We start from the raw sequence: 22,887 nt of genomic DNA on the forward strand, positions 1-22,887 counted from the left end.
ATCGTTGGTCCACAAATTCGTTTCTGGACCATACTTTGAAAGACTTTGGTCCACAAATCAAATTGCAGACACACCTTTGTCAAAATTACATTAAACCAAAAAAGCAACGTTCACTTCACCCACGGGTGAACTTGAACGTTGCTTTTTAATTAATGAGTTTGAGAACTTATTCTTGGTGGAAACGGTTCTTAAACAAAGGACTAACTGGTTTGTTTTCATGGATCCGCATAATTGCGTCACCAATCAATGGACCAACAGAAATCTGCACTAATTTATCAATGCGTTTTTCTTTTGGTAAGTTGATCGAGTCTGTAACTACCAATTCTTTAATTGGTGATTTTTCGATTCGTTCGATAGCTGGGCCAGACAAAACTGGGTGTGTTGCTGAAGCATAAACTTCAGTTGCACCGGCATCCATCAGGGCTTGCGCAGCCAAGGTGATCGTCCCTGCAGTATCGATCATATCATCAACTAAGATACATTTTTTGCCTTCAACTGAACCAATAATGTTCATAATTTCAGCAACATTAGCCTTAGGACGACGCTTATCGATGATCGCAATTGGGGCCTTCAAAAATTCAGCTAATTTCCGGGCACGTGTAACTCCACCATGATCTGGTGAAACAACCACAGCATCTTTATCGACGCCTTGTGTCATAAAGTAATCAGCCAACAATGGTGCACCCATCAAGTGGTCAACTGGAATATCAAAGAAGCCTTGAATTTGTGCAGCGTGCAGATCAAGTGCGATCACACGGTCACAACCAGCTTTTTCTAACATATCAGCCACTAACTTCGCCGTAATTGGTTCACGGGAACGAGCTTTTCGGTCTTGCCGAGCATAACCATAATAAGGAATGACCGCATTGATCGTATGTGCACTAGCACGACGTAAAGCATCAATCATAATCAAAAGTTCCATCAGGTTATCATTCACAGGTGCAGATGTTGATTGCACGATAAAAATGTCACAACCACGAATACTTTCTTCAATGTTGATCCGAATTTCACCATCGCTAAAACGGTCCACCGATGTTTTTCCCAACGGTACCCCAACAGCATCAGCGATTTTTTGTGCTAGGGGTTTATTTGAGTTCAAAGCAAAGATTTTAAGCTTTGAATCACTATAATGTTCAGACATAACAGCCTCCATCAGTCCTAATTTCTTGTTCTTCTCATTAATCTTAATGCATAACTAGCGCTAAAATCAAGCTTTCAATCACAAACTCTTAATTATTTTTCTTAGCGGCTTCAGTTTTCTGAGCTGCTTGAGCAACTGGATATTTGTCATAGTAGCCGGCTTTATTGACCTGACGTCCGCGTGCGATCGCCATGTCATGCGGTTTAACGTCCGCTGTGACTGTTGATCCAGCTGCGATATAGGCATGGTCGCCGATCTCTACTGGAGCGATCACGTTACTGCCGCTGCCGATAAATGAATAGTCGCCGACGTTGGTGTGGTGTTTGTTAATGCCATCATAGTTGACGAAAATTGTCCCGCAGCCCACATTAATTTCTTGTCCTAAAGTTGCGTCGCCAACATAAGTTAAATGACCAACTTTGGTATTTTCACCAATTGAGGCCTTCTTGACTTCGACAAAGTTCCCAATATGAGCACCCTGGCCAATTTCTGCTTGTGGACGCAAGTGACTGTATGGTCCAATATCTGATTGGTCATGCATCACGGAGTCTTCGATCAGAGAAGATGTCACCGTAATTTCGTTACCCAAGACTGAGTTTCTAATTTCAGAATGAGCACCGATCACACAATCGGAACCGATCTTAGTCTGTCCCTTCAAAATTACTCCTGGTTCGATCACTGTGTCAGAGCCAATCTCAACATCAGCATCAATATAAGTACTTGCAGGGTCAATGATCGTTACACCATTACGCATGTGTTTTTCGTTGATCCGGTTGCGCATGACTTGAGCAGCCTTCGACAAGGCAACTCGGTCATTAACACCCATCGATTCTTCAAAATCTTTCATCTTGTAAGCTGCAACAACCTTGCCTTCTTTTTGGAAGACTTCCATGACATCAGTTAAGTAGTATTCACCTTGCGCATTATCATTATTGATTTTATGCAAAGCATCAAACAATTCACGGTTGTTAAAGCAGTAAACACCAGTGTTAATTTCTGTCACTGCTGCTTCTTCTTTAGTCGCATCCTTTTGTTCGACGATCCGTTCCACGATTCCTAGATCATTACGAATGATCCGACCGTAGCCGAATGGTTCAGCAGTCTGAGCTGTCAAAACAGTCCCCACTGCCCCTTTTGATTGGTGGTACTGGAATAATTCTTTAAAAGTTTCCGCAGTGAACAATGGCGTATCACCACAGGCAATCAAAGTCATCCCGTCTTTATCGCCTAACAAACTTTCAGCTTGCATTACAGCATGCCCAGTTCCTAATTGTTCGGCTTGGACCACGTAGTCTGTCCGGTCCTTTAAGGTACTTTTGACCATTTCAGCGCCGTGACCGATCACTGTCACGATTTGGTCCATTTCATTTTGTTCAATTTGAGTCAACACATGGTCGACCATTGGTTTGCCACAAACCGGATGCAAAACCTTATACAATTTAGATTTCATCCGTGTGCCTTGTCCAGCAGCCAAAATTACAGCGTATTTTGCAGTCATTTATACTTACTCCTCTATTATTAAGTTACAGAGTTAATCATCTAGCCAATTTATGGCTCAACTTTAGCTTCATAATTCTATGATGGTCAGTGCTTTAACAGAGAGCTAAACTAGCGGTTCACCTCTAGCAAATATCCACTAGACTGACCTTACTTTTGAATAATAACCCAGTTTTTGCTTGCATGCAACTAACTCCGCCCTAAAAACATACAAAAAGTCCCGCTAAACTACTCTGCGGGACCTAAGACGAGCAACAGTCAGCCCCAGATGATCACTGGGATGAAACTGCTTATTTTGGCAAATAACCAATTTCTGTTAAAATGTCACTTGTTTTTTTGATATTTCTCTTATTATCACTAAAAGTAGCAAACGACCAGGACTTCAGTAAGTAACCAATTGCTTCTTTTGTCCACTTACCGCTCTTATCATGTAAAACTAAAGCATTGGTGTAGTACAGCGAATCCACAAAAACTGGTGTCAAATGGCGGTTTGAAAACTCTTCTGCTTTAGTCAGAATTTCAGCACACTTGTCAAAGTCTTTCATTCGGTAGTAATAAGTCGTTAAACTCTTCCAAATAAAGAGACTCCAAAAGACGTTATCATCTAAGTTAATGTTTGTCAGCAAGTTAGGAACTTGTTCAAAGTAAAAACTTGCCTTGTCCAATTCGCCTCGTTCTAAGTAAACTACACCTAATTCACAAGTTGCGAGTACAGTAAACACATCATCTTGTTTGTTACGCATTTGTAAGATGCGGTTGAAGCCGAATAAAGCATCTTCAAAATCACGTGTCTGCCACATAATGGCATTTGTCTTAATGAACAAGTAATGAGCTTCTTGTTCTTTATCAGTTAGTTTTTCGATTTTTTTCAAGGAAGCCAAAGCCTGCTCGTATTGATTGTTCATACTCAGTTTATCTGCTTCGTCTAAATAACGTTGCGCAGTCAAGACTTCGTTATCAACTACTACGTCTTCTAACTTCAAGTTCAGGCGAGCGATAATTTTGGCTAAAATATCCCCACGTGGTGAAGTTGAATTTCGTTCTAGTAAGCTGACCGTTCCCTGGGTCGTAATGCCCTGAGCCAGTTCTTGTTGTGAGATGCCTAATTTTTTACGTGTATCTTTAATTTTTTGACCATCTATCATACCGATTTCTCCTCTAACTAGACGCATTTTCTAAAATTATTAATTCTAAGATAATTTCGAATTAAAAATTATAGTCTGCTGCTGTTTGATTAACTAACCAACTAAATGCTATTGATTTACAGTTTAACTACTATACTCCAAAAGTTTAAACATTTTTCTAATAACACGCAAAGCAAAAGTTTTTATCAGTTCAGCGGTTATTTTGCAAATAATTTGCTATTATCAGAAGTAGTACGGATCAGTTTGGTACTATAACAATTGTCTGTAAATATCAGGTAATTGTCAAGTAAAACATTCCAAATTTAATAGAGATAAAATTACAACCTTGGAATCCGAATATTTTTTGGCTATTAATGCCCACAATATATTTCCGAGCTGCTAGTTAGTTTGGCAGTTAGCAAAAAAGTTCCTAACCACCACTCAGGGAAAGTTACGAACTTTGCTTTAATTCATTAATTATTTGGTTGGTCGCCAAAAACTTTGGCAAGGTAATTTCCCGCGTTAACGTGGATCGTTTTATCTTCAGAATTAACTTCATCAACGCGCAACAAAGAAGTATAGTCATCGACTAAGCGTTGACCCGTAAAGGAACCTTCGGCAAAGACCGTGATCCCGACTAATTCAGAATCGAATTCTTCGATCATGGACTTCATTCCGTTGACAGTTCCGCCGCCCTTCATAAAGTCATCGACTACCAAGACATGTGAGCCTTGTTTTAAGCTGCGTTTGGACAATTCCATTTTTTCAATTCGTTCACTTGAACCAGAAACATAGTTCACTGAAACTGTCGCACCTTCAGTAATTTTGGAATCACGACGCACGATCACAAATGGAACATTTAAGTATTCTGACACACTTTGTGCAATTGGAACACCTTTAGTAGCCACGGTCATCACAGCGTCAATTTGCTTGTCGATATACTGACGGGCGATCACCCGGCCAACTTGGCGTAAAACATCAGGACGGCCCAAGAGGTCAGACAAGTAGACGTAACCACCAGGCAGTAAACGACTTTCAGCTGATAATTCTGTCACCATGTCGTTAATAAAATCGCGCGCTTCGGCTTCACCGATCGAAGGGATAAACCGCGCACCACCAGCAGCGCCAGGAATAGTCTCTAACACACCAATTCCACGAGCCTTAAAGGTCCGTTTCACGATTGCCAGATCTTCTGAGATCGAAGATTTAGCTGATTCGTAGCGTTCGGCAAAAAACGTCAAAGAAATTAACGTATGTGGCCTTTCCATTAAATAGTTAGTCATGTCGATCAAGCGATCGCTTCTTCTTGTTTTCAAATTACAACCTCCACTAGCAATTTGTTTTCATTTTAAAATTCTCTTCGTTATTATACGCTAATTTTAACAAACATAGTAGTTTTTTCCGCAATTTTGCTCAGAATGTTCGCATTTATAAAAATTTCTTAGCAAATCATGCGGCTTTTAACTAGCAAATTCAGCACAAATTAACGTTCGTTTATTATTAAACAGCAAGGATAAGGCTATCACTTTTTTTAGTTTTCGTCAAACTTTTTTCGAGTGTGACCTTGAATTAGTACGCTTTTTTCAAATTTAGTTCCATTTGTTTCCGGCAAAATGACCCTGATCCAGCCTTTAGACTTTTAAAACTTCCCCAATATGGATATAATAAACTTTAATAATCGTTTAGAAATAAGGTGAGACCTTGGAGATCACAGAAAAGGCCCCGGCCAAATTAAATTTGTGTCTAGATACCCCATTTCAACACCGAGATGGCCACTTTGAGTGGAAGATGGTAATGACTGCGATCGATTTAGCAGATTACGTGCAAATCACCACTTTGCCGCACTCTGAGCAAATTATTGTTCAAACTGATAGTGGTTTTTTACCGTGCGATCAACGGAACTTAACCTATCAGGCTGCTAAAAAGATCAAAAGTTTATTTCACATTAAGACGGGCTTAAAAATTTCAATTCAAAAAAACATCCCAGTTGCTGCTGGAATGGGTGGCGGCTCAGCTGACGCTGCCGCCGTTTTACGTGCGTTAAACAAGCTCTGGAACTTAGAGCTAACCAACGAGCAATTAGCTAAAATTGGGCTCTCGATCGACTCTGACGTTCCTTTTTGCGTCTATAGTCGACCAGCACTCGTGACTGGTCGTGGTGAGATCGTGACCCCACTGGAAAGTTTACCTCCAATGTGGTTTGTGATCGCCAAACCGCCAGCTAGTGTCTCAACGCCTTTCATTTTACGTCAAGTCAACTATCACCACTTAGACCACTTAGACGTCGACCAGCTAGTCGCGGCGATACACAACCAAGATTATCTGGCAATCACCTCTCAGATGGCTAACGTCTTAGAACCGATCTCTGCTAGACGTTACCCAGAAATTTCCAAAATTAAAAACAAAATGCTGCAATTTGGGACAACGACCGCCCTAATGAGCGGGACTGGTCCGACTGTCTACGGTGTTTGTCAGAAATATTCGCGGGCTGTCCGCGTCTACAATAGCTTACGCGGTTTTTGCGAAGAAGTTTACTTAGCTAACCCATTTTCACTCGAACCATAACCTAGCATTCAAGTGTTGACAGACCACTGTCAGCACTTTTTGTTTTCCCTAAAAAAGAGCAAAAAAAAAGCACTCTCGTCTATCAATTTAGACTAGCAGTACTCCACACTAATTGTTCCTGAGAAAAAAGCTCTATGATAAAGAGCATCTAGGTGCAATCTTATTCATTATCAAAAGCTAATTCAATATTTCTAGTTAGAACATCAGTATAGCTGTAAGAAACACGCTTCACAGCATTTTCATCCTGGTCAAGATCTACTACAAAGACTGCCGGAAATGTTTCACGCAAAATTCCGTGTCTAGAAGTAACCTTTTTCCGACCAACTTGCGTTGTGACCGTCAAATTGTTGCCAATACGATCATCCAACTTAGTCTTAATTGCAGTTAAAGTAACAGCCATTAGATTCACTCCTTCTAATGAACCACTATACCACTTTTTCAGAAAAACTGCAATTATACCACACTGATTATTCTACATCAATAAAAATAATGATTTTTTCACGTTTTATTTAGGACTGAGGCCCTGATCTTCCAGGCAATCACTGAGGCGGACAAAATCCCCAACTGTCAACCGTTCTGCCCGGATCCCTGGTTCGATTTCAGCAGCTTTTAACGCTAAAGTTAATTTACTTTTAATGTTTTCATCCTTACCATAAAAGCCTAATAAATTGTTCCACAGGCTCTTACGTTTGTGCATAAAGCTTCCACGAACTAGTCGTTTAAAGTTAACTTCATTTTTAGGCTGATATGCATTCGCTGCCTTCTTTTTCATCGATACAATGGCAGAATCGACCTTCGGACTAGGCACAAAAACCGTCTTCGGAACAGTAAATGCAATTTCACTATCCGTTGAATAGGCCACCCCAACCGTCAAAGAACCATAGTCCTTCGTGCCGGGATGAGCCGTCAAACGTTCAGCAACTTCTTTTTGCATCATAACTGTAATCGAAGCAAAGTCTGCCTCTTCATCTAACAAATGCAAGACGATCGGTGTCGTAATGTAATATGGCAAGTTAGCTACGATCTTCACTGGATGCTGACCATCGAAGTGTTCGGCGATCAAAGCCGAGAGGTCTGTCGCTAAAATATCCCCGTGCAAAACGGTAATATTATGATAGTCGGCTAAAGTCTCGCCTAAAACGGGAATCAACCGTTCATCAATTTCCAAGGCCACGACCTGGTGGGCTGCTTTGGCCAATTGCTCAGTCAAAGCCCCGATCCCAGGGCCAATTTCGATCACATCGTCGGCGTCGCTAACTTCAGCGGCGGTCACGATTTTATTTAAGATATTTAAATCTGTTAAGAAATTCTGGCCTAAACTTTTTTTGAAAGTTAATCCATAGGCTTCCATGATGGCTCGTGTCCGAGTCCCAGAACCAATTTCAGGATTATGATTTTCAGTCATTTTTTTCCTCCGTTTCTTGAAGCCGTAATAGTGCTTCCTTAAATTCTGCTGGAGTCACCTGAAATAGATTCAGGCGCTTATACAATTGTTTGCCATTCACATAGCCGATCCGTAAGTCTTCACATAGGCGCTCCCGCCGTTGTCTAGCATGCGGTCCTGAGATCAAGTTAGCAGCCAGTAGATCAGCTTGAGTGATGAGTGGTTCCGCTTCAGGCGCTTCCGTGTATAAATGCGACAACGCCGCTCTAATGGCGGCTGGCGTTGCGTGCTCAACACCTAAACTGCCTTTGCCATTCGGAACTGCATCTTTTTTATTCAAAAATGCATGTTTCACTCCTGGAACGGCAGCCTGGATCGTCTTTCTAATTTTTTCACCGGAAAAGTCAGGGTCAGTAAAGACGATCACTCCCCGAATTTCATTTAATTCATCGATTTGTTCCAAGACTTCATCACTAATAGCTGAGCCTTGGGTTTCTAACGTATCAGCATTGACTGCTAAATTAATACGTTTCGTATCATCGCGGCCTTCAACCACGATCACTTCTTGGATCTTCATTTTTTTACTCATTGATCTTTAAAATCCTCTTTGTATTTTGATAGGTCTGTTCAGCCAACTCACTCACTGAGCATCCCCGCAAATCAGCTAAAAATTCTAGGGTGTAGCGGGTAAAACCTGGTTCATTTTGTTGTCCGCGGTACGGCAGCGGGGTCAAATATGGCGCATCAGTCTCCACCAGCAAATGTTCAGCTGGGGTCTTTGCTGCAGCATCTTGAACTTCCTTTGCGCTACTAAATGTTACCACGCCGCTATAGGAAAGTTCCATCCCTAAATCTAAAAATTTCTGTGCCCACTCCCAGTCACCATTAAAACTATGCATAATTCCGCCATAGCGACCGATCTCGCTGTCTTTTAAGATCTCATAGCAATCTGTAAAGGCATCTCGATTATGAATGCTGACGGGCAAATGCAGCCGTTGTGCCAGTGCGATTTGTTGCTTGAAAACTGTCTTTTGCAACTCATGGTCAACATCACAATGATAATCTAAGCCGATTTCACCGACCGCAACCATCTTAGGCCGCTGCAGCTGTTCTTCCAATTGTTTTGCAAGTACAGCAGTATATTTAGCACTATCTTCCGGATGACACCCCAGTGCTCCATAGATCTGGGGATATTGTTGTAACAACTTTTCCAGTTCAAGCGCACTTGGTTCATCATAGCCAATTACCAGCATTGCTGTCACATCTAACGCCTGTGCACGTGCAACGACGTCAGCACGGTCATTAGCAAATTCTGCCGAATTGATGTGCGTGTGCGAATCAAAAATTTCCATCTGAACCTTCCTTTCTCAAATGGTTGGTTAATTTTAGCTTCTTAGTCAAACTTCGAATGACTTGGGTACCCAAACTTTTTTCTGTACCCAACTTCAAGAGATTTGGGTATAGAAATCACTCGAAACTCATAGTCTAGTCTTCAACGGTTTGCTTAGTCGGGCTCCGTGAGGCAAGAGATTCCGCTGATTCAACTAAGCCAGCACATCGCTGAGAAACGTGATCTTCAGGCTTAGTCCAATCATGCTCGTCTCTTAAACGCCTCACTCCGCCCTGTTTTTTTAGTCGGGCTCCGTGAAACAGAAAGTTCCGCTCATCCAAGCCTAACCTTCAATGCCAAAAACGCATTAAAGGTCAAGCTCCGATACGCTCGGGAGCTAACCGCTTTGCTCCGCCCTGTTTTTAAAAAGGTTCGAGAAGTTTTTCTCCTCGAACCCCTAGTGTTAATCTTAGCTGATCAATGAACCAGCTGGAATGTTATCTGGAACTGTGATCAATTGAACCTCGTCGCCATATTCTGCTGACAACAACATTCCTTGACTCACTTCACCACGCATCTTCCGCGGTTGTAAGTTAGCCACTGCGATCACCTTTTTGCCCACCAGTTTTTCTGGTTCTGGATACCATTGAGCGATTCCAGACAAGATCTGACGGTCACCTTCATCACCGGCATCCAAACTAAACTTCAAGAGTTTGTCGGCGCCTTCAACTCGGCTCACAGCTTTAATTAAAGCTACTCGTAATTCAACCTTATCGAATTTATCGAAACGGATCTCTTTTTTGTTCAGAGTTAAAGTCGTTGCTGGTTCTTCAGCAGCAGCTGCAGCTTTTTCAGCCATCGCTTTTCTACCCTTTGCCTTTTCGTTTTTAGTCATCTTAGACTTGATAAATTCTACTTCAGCTTCTGTGTCCAACCGTGGAAAGACCGGGGTCCCCTTAGCGACAACTTGGCTATTAGCCTGCAAGTCGAAGAAAGAAGCACCCGCAATTTCCATGTTCGTTGGTTCCAGTCCTAACTGAGCATAAATTTCTTTTGGTGCATGAGTTAGTACTGGTTGTAACAAGATCGCACTCAAACGTAATGAAGCAGCCAAATGAGCTAAAACGCTATCCAATTCAGCAGCTTTTGCTTCGTCTTTAGCCAGTGCCCATGGTTCTGTTTGATCAATATACTTATTGGTCCGGGCAATCAGCTTCCATAATGCAGATAAAGCATTGGAGAAGTGCATGTGGTCCATTTCATCAGTATATTCCTCGATTGCTGTTTGGGCAGTTTCTTCCAAATCAGTATCAAATTCAGTCACACCGCTCACTAACGCTGGAACTTGGCCGCCACGATACTTGTTGATCATAGCGACTGTCCGGTTCAATAAGTTCCCCAAGTCATTCGCTAAGTCATAGTTCACTTTATTGATAAAGTCTTCTGGAGTGAAGACACCATCGTTGCCAAATGGAACAGCGCGCATTAAGTAATAACGCAATGCGTCCAAACCGTAACGTTCCACTAACATTTCAGGATAAACGACGTTCCCCTTCGACTTCGACATCTTGCCGTCTTTCATCAATAACCAGCCATGTCCTACAATATGTTCTGGCAATGGCAAATCTAAGGCCATCAAGATAATTGGCCAGTAGATCGTATGGAAGCGTACGATTTCTTTCCCAACCATATGGACATTGGCTGGCCAGAACTTGTTAAACAAGGTCTGATCATCAGAGCCATAACCTAAGGCAGTGATATAGTTGCACAAAGCATCGATCCACACGTACACCACGTGTTTTGGATCATTTGGCACTTTCACGCCCCAAGTAAAACTGGTCCGGGTGATTGCTAGATCTTCCAAACCTGGTTTGATAAAGTTATTCAACATTTCGTTTTTCCGTGTTTGTGGAATGATGAAATCAGGATGTTCATCATAGTATTTAACCAAGCGGTCAGCATACTTGCTCATCTTGAAGAAGTAACTTTCTTCTTCGACTAAAGTAACTTCATGCCCAGATGGTGCTTTACCACCGGTCATGTTGCCCTGGTCATCGCGGTAAACTTCAGCTAACTGTGATTCTGTAAAGAATTCTTCATCTGAAACAGAATACCAGCCCTTATACTTACCTAAGTAAATGTCACCTTGATCCAATAATTTTTGGAAAATCTTTTGGATGGCTTTTTCATGGTAATCATCAGTTGTCCGGATAAACTTGTCATTGGAAATTTCCAACGTCTTCCAGAGTTCCTTAATTCCAGCAGCCATTTCATCCACGTAAGCTTGGGGTTGCATCCCTAGTTCTTCCGCTTTTTCTTCAATTTTTTGACCGTGCTCATCTGTTCCTGTTAGGAAAAAGACTTCAAAATCCTGGAGTCTCTTGTAACGTGCCAAAACATCACACGCAATTGTTGTATAGGCATTACCAATATGCAATTTGCCAGATGGATAATAAATCGGTGTTGTAATATAAAATGTTGGTTTATCAGCCATTAAGTTTCGTCCCCTTCATAAGTACCAGTTAGAATTTTTTTACTTGCTTAATTTTAATTTCAATTCTTTTCATTATAGCATACTCGGCCCAGTTTCCTCACTAGCTGTGAGCTAATTTGTGAAATTTGTCTGTTTAGTCCACGCTGACCGCTTGAAACTCATCCACAGCGTCCGCTTGGATCATCACACCATTTTCAGGCAACGCGATCTGTTGCTTGTTGACTGCCGCTAACTTTGCTTGTGGTTGTCGGTAAGAAATTAACCCTGCAAAAGGATAGACTACAAATGAAGTCCCCACTACCACTAACAAATCAGCTGCAGCAATGGCGGCCAACGAGCGGCGTAAATTATCTTCATTGATCGGCTCACCGTATAAGACGATATCCGTCCGTAGGATGCCGCCACAATTTTGGTGGTGCATATCAGCTTGATATTCAGCTAAGGTCGCTTTTTTGCCGCATTTTTGACAGTACACTCGCGATAAGTTGCCGTGAAATTCCACCAAATTTTCTGCCGGAGTCCCAGCCTTAGTGTGCAAGCCATCGATATTTTGGGTAATGATCTGGGCACCTTTTTTCTGAGCAAATTCCGCCATTTTTTCGTGGATCACGTTTGGCTTGGCATCCGGATACAACATGCTTGACGTCACAAAGTCATAGTGCTTTTGCGGTTCTCTTTGTAAGCATTCGTCGCTTAACAAATATTCAGGTGCTTCCATGCCAGAATATAAACCGTTTTTCGACCGGTAATCAGGAATGCCAGATGCCGTTGAAACTCCCGCTCCGGTCATAAAAACAATGTGGTTCGCTGAATTTAATAAATCATTTAATTGTGTCATGCAAATTTCTCACTTTCTTATCTGATCAAATACTCAATGTGCATTTGTTGCAAGATCTCTCCAATTGGCGCAGCGTAAAAATTCCGGAAAATTTCTTCCTGATTTTTATCGGGTTCAGGCAAAACAAACGAATTTTGGCGATCAGAACGATACCGGACGATATAGGCCGATTTAAACTTTAAATTGTCCTGTAAAGAAGAATGGTAGACTTCAAATAACTGTGCCACATTCAACCGTGTTTGACGCTCGCTTAACACTGGTTCCAAACTGATAAAGTCATTCAAGCCAAGCGGTGCTAGGCCCCATTGAGATAGTTGTTCGTCAAAGCCTCGCCACAATTTCACGATGGCCGCCCGAATTTTTTGTGGTCCGTTAAGTGGTTTTTCAGTTAATTTTTGATACAGTTTTTGTGCCGCCTGCATACTTTGCGGATATAACTTCGCTAATTCTTGTTCAGCCTCAGCTTGAGTGCCAGCAAATAACACCAAAGCGTCCACTAACTTCACTGTTCTTAAAACCATCCAGTCGTCAACTTTGCCGGCTTCTTCAGGAGTCAGTTGTGCTAATAAGCCCTGGTAAAATAGTTCCATAATTTTTTCATCCAGCAGACCTAACTCTGCTTGTTTAGGGTAGATCTCTAAATGTAAGACACTATCATATAATTCCATGCCGACTGTCATAATTTTAGTATCCCGGTCCTGATCACCCGTTGTCATCTGAAAGTTGATCTGGGGAGTTTGCCCGGCCAGCGCTAAAACATGTAATAATTCATGTGAAACTGTATAATTAGGCGCAGTCACATCATAAACATCCAGCTGCATTTGGCCATCGTGCAAGTACATCTGCGCCTGGTCACTTGCCAGCCACCCCTTTTTTTCTTCTTTAAAAGCAATATTAACTGTTGTCTTTAAAACTTGGTTGACCTGTTCTTTCAAGTCTAAGACTTCTTGTTGTAAAACTGGTGCATCCATCGCTATTTTTCCTCATTTCTAATTTTTGCCAAGATCTGAACTGCAGCCGCCGAATCTGGCCGGTCCAACTGTCGTAATGCGGCAACGATTTGGGCTAATTCTGTCCCCGTCGCTCCCGTTGCAGCAGCTAACGACTTAATTTGTAAGTTCATATGTCCCTTTTGAATCCCATCTGTGACTAAAGCATAGAGAGCAGCCAGATTTTGTCCTAAGCCGACACTCACAATAATTTGCGCTAGGTCGGCCGCATTTTTTTCCTGCCGCAAATCTGAGTTGACTTGAACCACAGGTACAATGTTGATCGAGCCGCCAACGGAACCGACTGGCATTGGCAGTGTCAGTTCTCCAACTAACTGCTCATCTTGAACTTGCCATGTGCTTAGTCCCCGATATTGACCATCTTTTGCGGCATAGGCCTGGGCCGCTGCCTCCACTGCCCGCCAATCATTTCCACTGGCGATGACTGCCGCATCAATTCCATTCATGATCCCTTTATTGTGGGTTGCAGCTCGATATGGATCTAGTTGGGCCACACGTGAAGCCTGTGCTAGTTTGGCAGCAATTTCCGCACCATCCACGCCATTTTTAGCCAAGTTCACGACAGGAATTTGACAACGTGCTGTAACCAAACATTCAGTAGTATAGTTGGATAAAATTGCCATCAACACGTCTAAGTGTTCTTTGGTTCGAAGTTGTTGTGCAACGGCTTCTAACATGGTGTTAATCATATTTGCCCCCATCGCTTCTTGGGTATCAATGACTAAGTCGACTGATAACAAATCATCTGCCAAATTTCGGACCTGCAAGTCCACCGGTCCACCACCACGACGGATGATCGAAGGATGTGCTGCCCCAGCAACGGCTAATAATTCCTGACGTTGTCCTTCCAAAGCAGTCTTTAATGAGGCTGCATCTGTGACATTTTCCAGTAAAATTTGGCCCCGCATCGCGCGTTTTAAGCTCTGGGCTTGAAAGCCGCCCGCTTTTTTGACGATTGCCGCACCATGACTTGCCCCAGCAATCACGGATGGCTCTTCTGTGACGAGCGGCACGAGATATTCTTGGTCATTGATCACAAAGTTTAAGGCCAACCCTTCTGGCAGCTGAAATTGAGTAATGAAATTTTCAATCTGAGTTTCACCAATTTCAGGAGAAACGGCATTTTTTTTCAATGTCTCCACCTGAGACTCCGTCAGCTTGTGTTCTTCTTGCAAAACAGCTAACCGCTGAGCCCAGCTTTTACGGTAAAATTTTTCAAATCCTTGCATATGTGTCCTCTACCTTACTATTTTATTTTTTTAAAATTTCAAATCCTTGCTCCACTAACTCACTCACTATTATATAATAACGAGTAAGGTCCACTGCAAGTTTTTCGTTTAGAAGAATTTCGGTGAGATACTCGTTGATTATTAAAGCGGCCTAAACCAGAAAGCTCCGCCTATCCTGTCTTGGGCTTCAATGCCTAAAACGCATTAAAGTTCCAGCCTTGATAGTGCTCAAGTTCTCCCGACTGGCTTCGCTCTGTTATTTTTAGGAGGTTCTCTTGTCACATACTAAACATCATTTAAATTTAAAATTAGTTAGTCTTTTTTTGACTCTGCTGATATTGTTTGTGGGGTTCTTTTTCGTTCACCGCATTCATGCCGCTAACTCTCCGCTAAAAGTTGGAGTTGTGAGCAACGATGCTCCCCTTAGCTCCAAAACCAGCTCCCACAAACCAACGGGTGCGAATGTGGTTGTTGCTAAAAAGCTCGCGCAAAAGTTAAACCGTTCTGTCCAGATCGTGACGGTCAAAAACCAAACCGAACTCAAAAGTCAGCTCCGTCAAGGACAAGTCGACCTGGGTCTAGGTTATTTTTCACCAACAAAGAAGCAGTATTCATGGCAGACCTCTCAACCCATTTTTTACCTTGATAATGTGCTTTTTCGGCGCGCCGACGGCAAACAAAAGTCTTTAGTTAAGCTAACTGGTAAAAAGGTGGGAAAATTAACGACTGGTCCACAAACTGCCATTTTAAAGAAACTAGCCCTCAAAGAAAAAAACTATGCTTCACCGGATACAATGGTCGCCGCTTTGAAAAAGAAACAAATCCGTGCAGCCGTTTTAACTGGTCCGCAATATGCCACCTACCTGCAGCAACATCCTGAATTTGTCCAGGCTAAAGACCACACCGACCCGCGCCAAACCAAGCAGGTCCTCAAGCGGATCAGTGATCCCCAACTCACTGGGCAAACAGTCCGCGTGGTCTCTTATGATCACCGTCGCTTAACCCGCCAAGTTTCTCGAGCCTTAAAACAGCTTAAACAGTCTGGGGAGTTAAACCAGATCTCACGCCGCTTTTTCGGTAAAGACCTCACATTAGAATAGTAAAAAGACTTACTTCTCATTACCAGCCCACCAAGCTGTTTAGCCAGGCGGACTCTGAGATGTAAGTCTTTTTTCTTACTTCTGTAATTCAGCGATAATCCCTTCACGCACGCCGCTTTCTGAGAAAATAATTTCCGGCACCTCATACTGTTGAATCAACAGCACCACGGGTGTTAACCCCGCAATGATAATGTCGGCCCGGTCATGTTCTTCACCCAAAGAACGGGCACGCTCTGCTCGATCTTGGCCTAACCAGTCTTGGAAGATCTCAACAAAATCAAAGGCAGACATCTTCGCTCCATGTAAACTTTTTTGTTGGAGGAGCGACTGACCGTTGTTGCCTTTTCGTGCCACTGTCCGGTTAGCACCGCCAAGTAAGACTAGCGGATAACCGCGTCCTTGTTTTAACCATGGTAATTGTTCAAATTTATAGAGGATAAAACGCTGCAAGGCAAAAAAGTCAGCCGCCGAGATCTTGTCAGTTGCGCGATACTTCTCACTTAACGTCACTGCACCATAAGGAATACTAATATAACTCACAGCTTTGCGCTGGTGGACTAAAATTAACTCAAAGCTGCCGCCGCCCATGTCACAGATCAAGCAGTCCTGTAAATCAAAGGCATGCATGACTCCGGCATAATCATAGTAAGCTTCTGCATCGCCAGATAAGATCTCAATGTCCACGCCCACTAAGTCTTTGACCGCTGCTAAAAATTCAGCACTATTGGCAGCATTGCGCACCGCCGCTGTGGCAACTCCTCGCACCGTAATATCTGGGATCTGCTCATATTCAGCCTGAAAGTTTTTTAAGGCTTGCAAGGTCCGTTTGATCGCAGCGGGAGTTAATTTTAACTCGTGACTGCCATCGCCCATTCCTTCTGCCAAACGAGTCATTTCCTTATACCGCTTGATTTCCGCAAAAGAGTGGTCCGCGTTAATTTGGTAAATGCCCATCCGGGTTGAATTTGAACCTAAATCAAGTAACGCAATTTTAGCCATAGTACGCCCTCCTCATTATCTAGCTTGTTGATGATCACTAATTAGATTTGATCAAAGTAATTCACACCAATAGCTGCACGAACTTCTTGTAAAGTTTGGTTAGCAACTTCATTGGCCCGCGCACTGCCTTCTTTTAACATGGCATAAACGGCTGGAATATCTTTGGCATATTCTAAGCGACGTTCTCTGATCGGTGCCAAAACCTCTTCTAAGACTTCATTCAAATAACGTTTTAGCTTCACGTCGCCTAAGCCGCCAGCTTGATACTGGGCCTTTAAATCAGCAACTTTCTGCTGGTCTGTGGCAAAAACATCCAAGTAAGTAAAGACGGTGTTGCCTTCAATTTGACCAGGATCTTCCACATGGATATGATTTGGATCGGTGTACATTGACATGACTTTCTTTTTCACTGTTTCAGCATCATCTGACAAATAAATGCAGTTATTCAGCGACTTACTCATCTTGGCGTTGCCATCCAAGCCAGGTAAACGTCCAGAACCCTTAGGTGGAAAGACCCCTTCTGGTTCAACTAACACTTCTTGACCGTAAATTGAATTGAAACTGCGCACAATTTCTCTGGCCTGCTCTAGCATTGGTTCTTGGTCATCGCCCACTGGGACAGTGTCTGCTTTAAAAGCAGTGATATCAGCAGTTTGACTGACTGGATACGTAAAAAAGCCTGCTGGAATTGAGCGTTCAAAATTTTTCTGTTGGATCTCCGCTTTAACCGTTGGGTTCCGTTCCAAGCGTGAAACTGTCACAAGATTCAGGTAATACAAGTTCAACTCTGCTAAAGCCGGAATGGCTGATTGAACAAAAATTGTCGATTTTTTGGGATCAAGTCCGACTGCCAAATAATCCAACGCCACTTCAATCAGTGATTTTCTGATTTTTTCTGGATCGCGGGCATTATCTGTTAAGGCCTGTTGGTCGGCAATCATAATAAATGAATCATACTCGCCAGTTTCTTGCATGGCTACTCTTTGTCGTAACGAGCCAATATAGTGTCCGATGTGCAGCTTACCTGTTGGACGGTCACCAGTTAAAATAACATGTTTACTCATAGTAAAATTTTCTCCTTTGTCTAAATGCTGCTGTTTAGTGGTAATACTTTGCTCGAAATAAAAAAAGGCCCTATTGTTACTAGAACAATAGGACGATTTCTCGCGGTGCCACCTAAATTGCGGATCACTCCGCCACTCATTTAATTAGTTAATTTCTTCTCCCAGTTCCATTTCGAAAATTACTAACATCTTTCAGCCGCGGATGTCTCTCTGTCTGGTAAATTTTCTACTTATTTCTGCTCAACGAATTACCTTAATTTTACCAAACCAGTCAAGCTTGTAAAGACTTAACTAGCAAAAACTTAAAGTTCTGACAACTCTACCATTTTGTGGTATCGTGAGTGTTGACTATTTGACCAGAAACTAGCATAATTAATGCCTTGCTTTCTAGCTTAAACCAGCAGTTAGCAGCATGATCATGACTTAACAGAAAGGATCTACATTGATGGAAAATGAACGCGAACTAGAACAACAACGAGTTGACCAAGTGATCGATGAGATCCAAGTTCAACTTAAACAAACTGAAAAAGAATACCAAAAAGCCCACGAGGAAACTTCTTCCGTGGAAAAAAACTATGTCCAAAACGCCAAGGTCAACACCACTGAAGTCGATGACCGCATGGAAACCAACGCCGAGATCCAGCAACAAAAACAACTGGTGGCTAAAAACATTCAGACCGAACAAATTTTGAAAGATCAGTTGACAACTTTAACCGACTTACAAGATACACCCTATTTTGGCCGCATTGACATTCAAGATCCGGGTGATCCTGAACAAGAAAGTCTATATATCGGGACAGCGTCACTAAATGACGACCACCAAAACTTCTTAATTTATGATTGGCGGGCCCCAATTTCCTCCGTTTACTACAACGGAACTTTAGGCAAGGTAGAATACGAAACACCTGCCGGCACCCAAGAAACTAAACTGTTAAAAAAGCGTCAGTTTAAAATTAAGGCCGGACAAATTCAAAACATGTTTGATACCAATGAAACCGTTGGTGATGAGATCTTGCAAGATGTTCTCGATGAACATAGTGACGAATACATGAAAAATATCGTTGCCACGATCCAAAAGGAACAAAACGACATTATTCGCGATACGAAAAGCGACTTATTATTAGTCCAAGGAGTCGCTGGCAGCGGAAAAACTTCGGCTATTTTACAGCGGATCGCTTTTCTGTTATATCATAGCCGTGATAAGTTAAATGCCGACCAAATCGTGTTGTTCTCACCCAATCTCTTGTTTAGCCGTTATATTTCTGACGTTTTACCTAGTCTAGGCGAAAAGAACATGCGTCAAGTCACTTTGTATGAGTTTTTCTCCCGGCGGTTACAAGGCTTAAACGTCGAGTCGCTTTTCGACCACTACGAACGACAAGATGAGCTAAGCGAGACACAAAAACAATTAGACCGCTATAAAAGCTCTGTCGCTTTCATGAAACGGGTCAAAAATTATGCCAAAAATTTGCCCAGCACTAACTTTGAATTCACAGATGTGACCTTTAATGGTGAAATCGTCTTTGCGAAAGAAGACATTACCAAGCTCTATGACAGTTTTGCCGGGAATTTAACTCTAGGTCATCGGTTTAATAATTTGAAGAAAAAGTTAATCAAACAACTCGATCAAATTGTCGCAAAAGAAGCGACTAGCCCGGTGATTCAAGACCAATTAGAAAATCTCAGTGACGAACAATACCATGAGTTACTCGGCGAACATGAAATGGAATTTTCTTCTTATGATGAAGAACAAGCTTATTTCGGCTTACAGCTGGCACAAAAACAGTATGACACGATCTATAACGCAATTTATGATGATTTCTTCTTTGATGCCTACAAACAATATGGTGACTTTTTACAAGCAGAACTGCCTGAAGCTTTTGCTCAATATTCTAAAAATATCGAGTACCACCGGATCGATTTAAACGACTGTGCTCCATTGTTATATTTACGCGATTTACTGACTGATAGCGGTCAAAGTCGCAGTATTGAACATCTCTTTATCGATGAAATGCAAGATTACAGCCTGGCTCAAATGGTGTATTTACGACACGTCTTCGGTGCTGCCAAATTAACGCTTTTAGGTGACAGTGAACAAGCCTTGTATTCTAAAGGCCAACGTCCACAAGAATTACTGCAGTCTTTAGCCAAAACGGTCAAAGCCCGCCACAGTAATTTAAAACTGCTCAATAAAAGTTATCGGTCTACTAAAGAAATCACGAACTTCATGAAGGCAATGCTGCCAGAGGGCAATGAGATCGAAGCCTTTACTCGTCCAGGCAAACGTCCTTTAGTCTGCCAAGTCGCTACTAAGGACCAAGCTTTAGCCGCTTTACGTCATCATTTAAAGCGAGCTTTAGGTCAGTATAATTCGGTGGCTTTGATCACCAAAAACATGCCCGAAAGCCAGCGCTTATACGAAGAGCTGCATCACGAGCTGCCTGTGACCGTCTTAGAAGAACAAGACCGGACTCTCCCAAGCGGAATCGCCATTCTACCCATTTACCTGGCCAAGGGATTAGAATTCGACTGTGTCGTTGTGAATGACGTTTCAGCCGCAGAATATCCGTTAACTAGTGAACGTGGTATCTTATACACAATTTGTTCTCGAGCCATGCACGAGCTAGTGATGATCAGTGCGGGTGAACCAAGTCCCCTGATCACCCAGCTTGACCCTGCTTTGTACGCGCTAGAACGGACTTTACCAGTTAAATAAAAATATAGCTTACTAATTAATTCCGCAAAGAATTTAACCTTTTTCTAGAACTCTATTGCAATTATTAAATATATATCATATACTATTTAGGTACCAATAATTGCATGCCATTTTAGCTCAGTAGGTAGAGCGCCACCATGGTAAGGTGGAGGTCACCGGTTCAAATCCGGTAAATGGCTTAGCTACCTGATAAATAGCTGTTAATTCAGCTTTTATCAGGTTTTTTTGTGTCTCTTTCAACTTCCATTCCAAGCAAGTGGACGTACATCATCACTACACAAAAAAGACCTCACAATGGAGTGAAGTCCCAAAATTATAATAATATTTTATTACAGCCTTTTTAAGTTTCTCGACCAAGCTAATTGCGATATCGGCTCAGCAATAACTCATCAAAATTATCATCAAGTTTTTCTGCTGTTTTTCCAGATTCAGCTAATTTTTTAGCACGCTGACTCTTAGAGTGTTTTCCATCCAGTTTATGGACCGCTTTAGCATCCTTGAAATCTTGATCTTAAGGATTAGTTGAATATTTGCCTGTCTCGTTGGCTTTGACCTTTCTATAGCTTTTAGTCAACTTACCATCGCCCTGTTTCAGCTATTTTGCTGATACTCCATATTTTTGGATCCAAATAATAATTGAAACTATTAACAGTATACTTTGCAGCGCTTGGTATAAAATCATGGTTCATCTTATTCCCGACCTGCCTACTAAATAGCTTTTAATTCAACTTTTATCATTTTTTTAGTACCACTTCAAAGTGAAGAGCTGTAATACTAGACTAACTTGGACATTAATTCTTTGTGATATCTACCATTACAAAATATTTTGCCGCTTCAAATCCATTTTCATGTTAAGGTGCAGCCTTTAAACTTCTTCATTGATGACAAATATTAGCTTTTTTTACCAAAATAGTGGTTATTTTGGAACTTTTTTTATAAATTTTGCAATACTTATGAAAGTGCTTTATTTTTGTTTTTGGCATTTAGTGGCACAATAAGATGTATAGAATAAAAAAATATAAAAAGAGGTCTCAGTTAATGTCACATCGCAAATTTTTAGTCGCTAATGATTTAGAGTTAATTTCAGATATTCTGCTTGATCCTGAAAGCAGTTCCTTTTTGATTTTATATCAAAAATACTGTCCGGTATTTTATACTGCGATTGGTGCCTTTCATTTTCATTATTATGACCTTGACGATTTAAAAGTCGAGGCCATGCTGATCTGTTACCAAAGTGCCTTAGATTTTAAACCGGAACGCCATAATACTTTTGGATCATTTTATAAAGCGAACTTAACCAACTATTTCATGACCCTTTTGCGTAATCAGGCAGCCAAAAAACGAAAAGTCGATTATTTAATCAATTCACTTGATAGTTTGATAGAGGAAAATGGCACCGCTTATCTGGGCCCAGATAAGTCAGAAATTGCTGCGGATGTCCACCTGCAAATTCAAGAACGGTTAGCTAAATTGCCGCTAATGCTTTCCAGCTTAGAATGGCAAGTGATGGAATCCTTTTGTAACTCTAATCCGATTTCTCGTAGAATTATTGCAAGACGCTTAGGAATGTCGTATACCCGCTTTTACAATGCGGCTAATCGCTGTAAGAAGAAGCTTAGGAGATTACTGTTCGAGGACTGTCCAGAACTTGGCGACATAGACGAATAATCATAGTAGAGAGGTAATGGCGGCAGTCATTACTTCTCTATTGCTTTTTAGAGACTGTACGTCAATCTGTGCACTGCTTACAATCAAAATCAACAGCGGCCAGAAAATAGCCACAATTGAAAATAGGATTGAAGTCATTAATTACTTCAGTCCTATTTGTGCTGTTCAAAATAAATTTTGGTTCTTTGTGGATTAATTGATTAATTCAAATTATTTTCAATGATCTATACGTCCGCCTATGCACTGCTTACCGTCCGCTTATGCACTGCTTACGTTTAAATTCAAATAACTCCCAGTTATTCGGCAAAATTTTTATGACCGCAAAAAAAGACCGCCTACACATTGCTGTGTACACGGCCTTTTTTAGCTGTAACCTAATTTGTAAAACTAGAATGCACCCAGTAGGAGTCGAACCTACAACCTTCTGATTCGTAGTCAGACACTCTATCCAGTTGCGCTATGGGTGCAAATTTAAAACAGCTAAGCTGATGAATCTAATGAAGCGGAAGACGGGATTCGAACCCGCGACCCCCACCATGGCAAGGTGATGTTCTACCACTGAACTACTTCCGCAAAAAAGATACCAGGAACACCTGGTATCTTAACAAAGCGCGACAACGACCTACCCTCACAGGGGGCGATCCCCCAACTACTATCGGCGTGACAAAGCTTAACTTCTGTGTTCGGCATGGGAACAGGTGTAGCCTTTGTGCAATAATCGCCGCACT

At 41.9% G+C, this 22,887-nt stretch carries 18 protein-coding genes, 3 tRNA genes and 1 rRNA gene; 5 read left to right on the forward strand and 17 right to left on the reverse strand.

The window, feature by feature from the left end:
- Nucleotides 1–166: 166 nt before the first annotated feature.
- The 4 genes from LPAF129_RS08905 to purR all read right to left on the reverse strand — a co-directional run bounded on the left by LPAF129_RS08905 (nucleotide 167) and on the right by purR (nucleotide 5,078).
- Nucleotides 167–1,141, reverse strand: coding sequence for a ribose-phosphate diphosphokinase (locus LPAF129_RS08905; protein ID WP_244056387.1), 975 nt, complete (start codon nucleotides 1,139–1,141; stop codon nucleotides 167–169).
- An 88-nt stretch (nucleotides 1,142–1,229) separates the two neighbouring features.
- Nucleotides 1,230–2,639: a bifunctional UDP-N-acetylglucosamine diphosphorylase/glucosamine-1-phosphate N-acetyltransferase GlmU gene (gene glmU, locus LPAF129_RS08910; protein ID WP_244056389.1), complete on the reverse strand. Its 1,410-nt coding sequence runs from the start codon at nucleotides 2,637–2,639 to the stop codon at nucleotides 1,230–1,232.
- A gap of 289 nt (nucleotides 2,640–2,928) precedes the next feature.
- Nucleotides 2,929–3,783 (reverse strand): helix-turn-helix domain-containing protein, encoded by an 855-nt coding sequence (locus LPAF129_RS08915; RefSeq protein WP_244056391.1) that lies wholly within the window; start codon nucleotides 3,781–3,783, stop codon nucleotides 2,929–2,931.
- 452 nt (nucleotides 3,784–4,235) lie between these two features.
- Nucleotides 4,236–5,078 (reverse strand): pur operon repressor, encoded by an 843-nt coding sequence (gene purR / locus LPAF129_RS08920; protein ID WP_244056393.1) that lies wholly within the window; start codon nucleotides 5,076–5,078, stop codon nucleotides 4,236–4,238.
- 385 nt (nucleotides 5,079–5,463) lie between these two features.
- On the opposite strand from purR, the gene ispE reads away from it, so the two are divergent.
- Nucleotides 5,464–6,327 (forward strand): 4-(cytidine 5'-diphospho)-2-C-methyl-D-erythritol kinase, encoded by an 864-nt coding sequence (gene ispE, locus LPAF129_RS08925; protein ID WP_244056396.1) that lies wholly within the window; start codon nucleotides 5,464–5,466, stop codon nucleotides 6,325–6,327.
- A 160-nt stretch (nucleotides 6,328–6,487) separates the two neighbouring features.
- Here ispE and LPAF129_RS08930 read toward each other — a convergent pair whose 3' ends face one another.
- From LPAF129_RS08930 to LPAF129_RS08965, 8 genes are all read right to left on the reverse strand, one after another.
- The gene (locus tag LPAF129_RS08930; RefSeq protein WP_244056399.1) at nucleotides 6,488–6,727 is read right to left on the reverse strand and encodes a Veg family protein; all 240 of its coding nucleotides are present in this window, start codon (nucleotides 6,725–6,727) and stop codon (nucleotides 6,488–6,490) included.
- A 105-nt stretch (nucleotides 6,728–6,832) separates the two neighbouring features.
- A complete protein-coding gene (rsmA, locus tag LPAF129_RS08935) occupies nucleotides 6,833–7,732 on the reverse strand; it encodes a 16S rRNA (adenine(1518)-N(6)/adenine(1519)-N(6))-dimethyltransferase RsmA (protein ID WP_244056401.1) in 900 nt (299 codons plus the stop codon).
- Nucleotides 7,725–8,288 (reverse strand): ribonuclease M5, encoded by a 564-nt coding sequence (gene rnmV, locus LPAF129_RS08940; protein WP_244056428.1) that lies wholly within the window; start codon nucleotides 8,286–8,288, stop codon nucleotides 7,725–7,727. Before rnmV ends, rsmA begins: the two co-directional genes overlap by 8 nt.
- A 4-nt stretch (nucleotides 8,289–8,292) precedes the next feature.
- Complete coding sequence (locus tag LPAF129_RS08945) at nucleotides 8,293–9,063, reverse strand: TatD family hydrolase (protein ID WP_244056403.1); 771 nt, start codon at nucleotides 9,061–9,063, stop codon at nucleotides 8,293–8,295.
- A gap of 447 nt (nucleotides 9,064–9,510) precedes the next feature.
- Nucleotides 9,511–11,535 (reverse strand): methionine--tRNA ligase, encoded by a 2,025-nt coding sequence (gene metG / locus LPAF129_RS08950; protein WP_244056405.1) that lies wholly within the window; start codon nucleotides 11,533–11,535, stop codon nucleotides 9,511–9,513.
- A gap of 133 nt (nucleotides 11,536–11,668) precedes the next feature.
- Nucleotides 11,669–12,373: an NAD-dependent protein deacylase gene (locus tag LPAF129_RS08955; protein ID WP_244056407.1), complete on the reverse strand. Its 705-nt coding sequence runs from the start codon at nucleotides 12,371–12,373 to the stop codon at nucleotides 11,669–11,671.
- A 17-nt stretch (nucleotides 12,374–12,390) separates the two neighbouring features.
- Nucleotides 12,391–13,344, reverse strand: a complete 954-nt coding sequence (locus tag LPAF129_RS08960; protein WP_244056410.1) for an IpaB/EvcA family protein — start codon at nucleotides 13,342–13,344, stop codon at nucleotides 12,391–12,393.
- Between the two features lie 2 nt (nucleotides 13,345–13,346).
- Nucleotides 13,347–14,612 (reverse strand): hydroxymethylglutaryl-CoA reductase, degradative, encoded by a 1,266-nt coding sequence (locus LPAF129_RS08965; RefSeq protein ID WP_244056413.1) that lies wholly within the window; start codon nucleotides 14,610–14,612, stop codon nucleotides 13,347–13,349.
- Nucleotides 14,613–14,887: 275 nt separating this feature from the next.
- Between LPAF129_RS08965 and LPAF129_RS08970 the strand changes: the two genes are divergently transcribed.
- Entirely contained in the window at nucleotides 14,888–15,712 is an 825-nt protein-coding gene (locus tag LPAF129_RS08970; RefSeq protein WP_244056416.1) for a substrate-binding periplasmic protein, read from the forward strand.
- Nucleotides 15,713–15,787: 75 nt separating this feature from the next.
- Here the strand turns inward: LPAF129_RS08970 and LPAF129_RS08975 are convergent, their stop codons facing one another.
- Both LPAF129_RS08975 and trpS read right to left on the reverse strand, forming a co-directional pair.
- On the reverse strand, nucleotides 15,788–16,711 hold the full coding sequence (locus LPAF129_RS08975) for a Ppx/GppA phosphatase family protein (RefSeq protein WP_244056419.1): 924 nt from the start codon (nucleotides 16,709–16,711) through the stop codon (nucleotides 15,788–15,790).
- Nucleotides 16,712–16,752: 41 nt separating this feature from the next.
- Nucleotides 16,753–17,775 carry a tryptophan--tRNA ligase gene (trpS, locus tag LPAF129_RS08980; RefSeq protein ID WP_244056421.1) on the reverse strand — a complete coding sequence of 341 codons (1,023 nt, stop codon included), beginning with the start codon at nucleotides 17,773–17,775 and terminating at the stop codon, nucleotides 16,753–16,755.
- A gap of 445 nt (nucleotides 17,776–18,220) precedes the next feature.
- Here trpS and helD point away from each other — a divergent pair, with 445 nt between their 5' ends.
- The 3 genes from helD to LPAF129_RS08995 all read left to right on the forward strand — a co-directional run bounded on the left by helD (nucleotide 18,221) and on the right by LPAF129_RS08995 (nucleotide 22,159).
- Complete coding sequence (gene helD, locus LPAF129_RS08985; protein ID WP_244056424.1) at nucleotides 18,221–20,491, forward strand: RNA polymerase recycling motor HelD; 2,271 nt, start codon at nucleotides 18,221–18,223, stop codon at nucleotides 20,489–20,491.
- A 106-nt stretch (nucleotides 20,492–20,597) separates the two neighbouring features.
- Nucleotides 20,598–20,670, forward strand: a tRNA-Thr gene (locus LPAF129_RS08990).
- Between the two features lie 859 nt (nucleotides 20,671–21,529).
- On the forward strand, nucleotides 21,530–22,159 hold the full coding sequence (locus LPAF129_RS08995) for an RNA polymerase sigma factor (protein ID WP_244056426.1): 630 nt from the start codon (nucleotides 21,530–21,532) through the stop codon (nucleotides 22,157–22,159).
- A 393-nt stretch (nucleotides 22,160–22,552) separates the two neighbouring features.
- Here the strand turns inward: LPAF129_RS08995 and LPAF129_RS09000 are convergent.
- The 3 genes from LPAF129_RS09000 to rrf all read right to left on the reverse strand — a co-directional run bounded on the left by LPAF129_RS09000 (nucleotide 22,553) and on the right by rrf (nucleotide 22,885).
- Nucleotides 22,553–22,626: transfer RNA gene (locus LPAF129_RS09000), tRNA-Arg, on the reverse strand.
- A 34-nt stretch (nucleotides 22,627–22,660) separates the two neighbouring features.
- A tRNA-Gly gene (locus tag LPAF129_RS09005) sits at nucleotides 22,661–22,732 on the reverse strand.
- 36 nt (nucleotides 22,733–22,768) lie between these two features.
- Nucleotides 22,769–22,885, reverse strand: a 5S ribosomal RNA gene (gene rrf, locus LPAF129_RS09010).
- Between the last annotated feature and the right edge of the window lie 2 nt (nucleotides 22,886–22,887).

It is taken from the genome of Ligilactobacillus pabuli (genome assembly GCF_022836475.1).
GTDB lineage: Bacteria > Bacillota > Bacilli > Lactobacillales > Lactobacillaceae > Ligilactobacillus > Ligilactobacillus pabuli.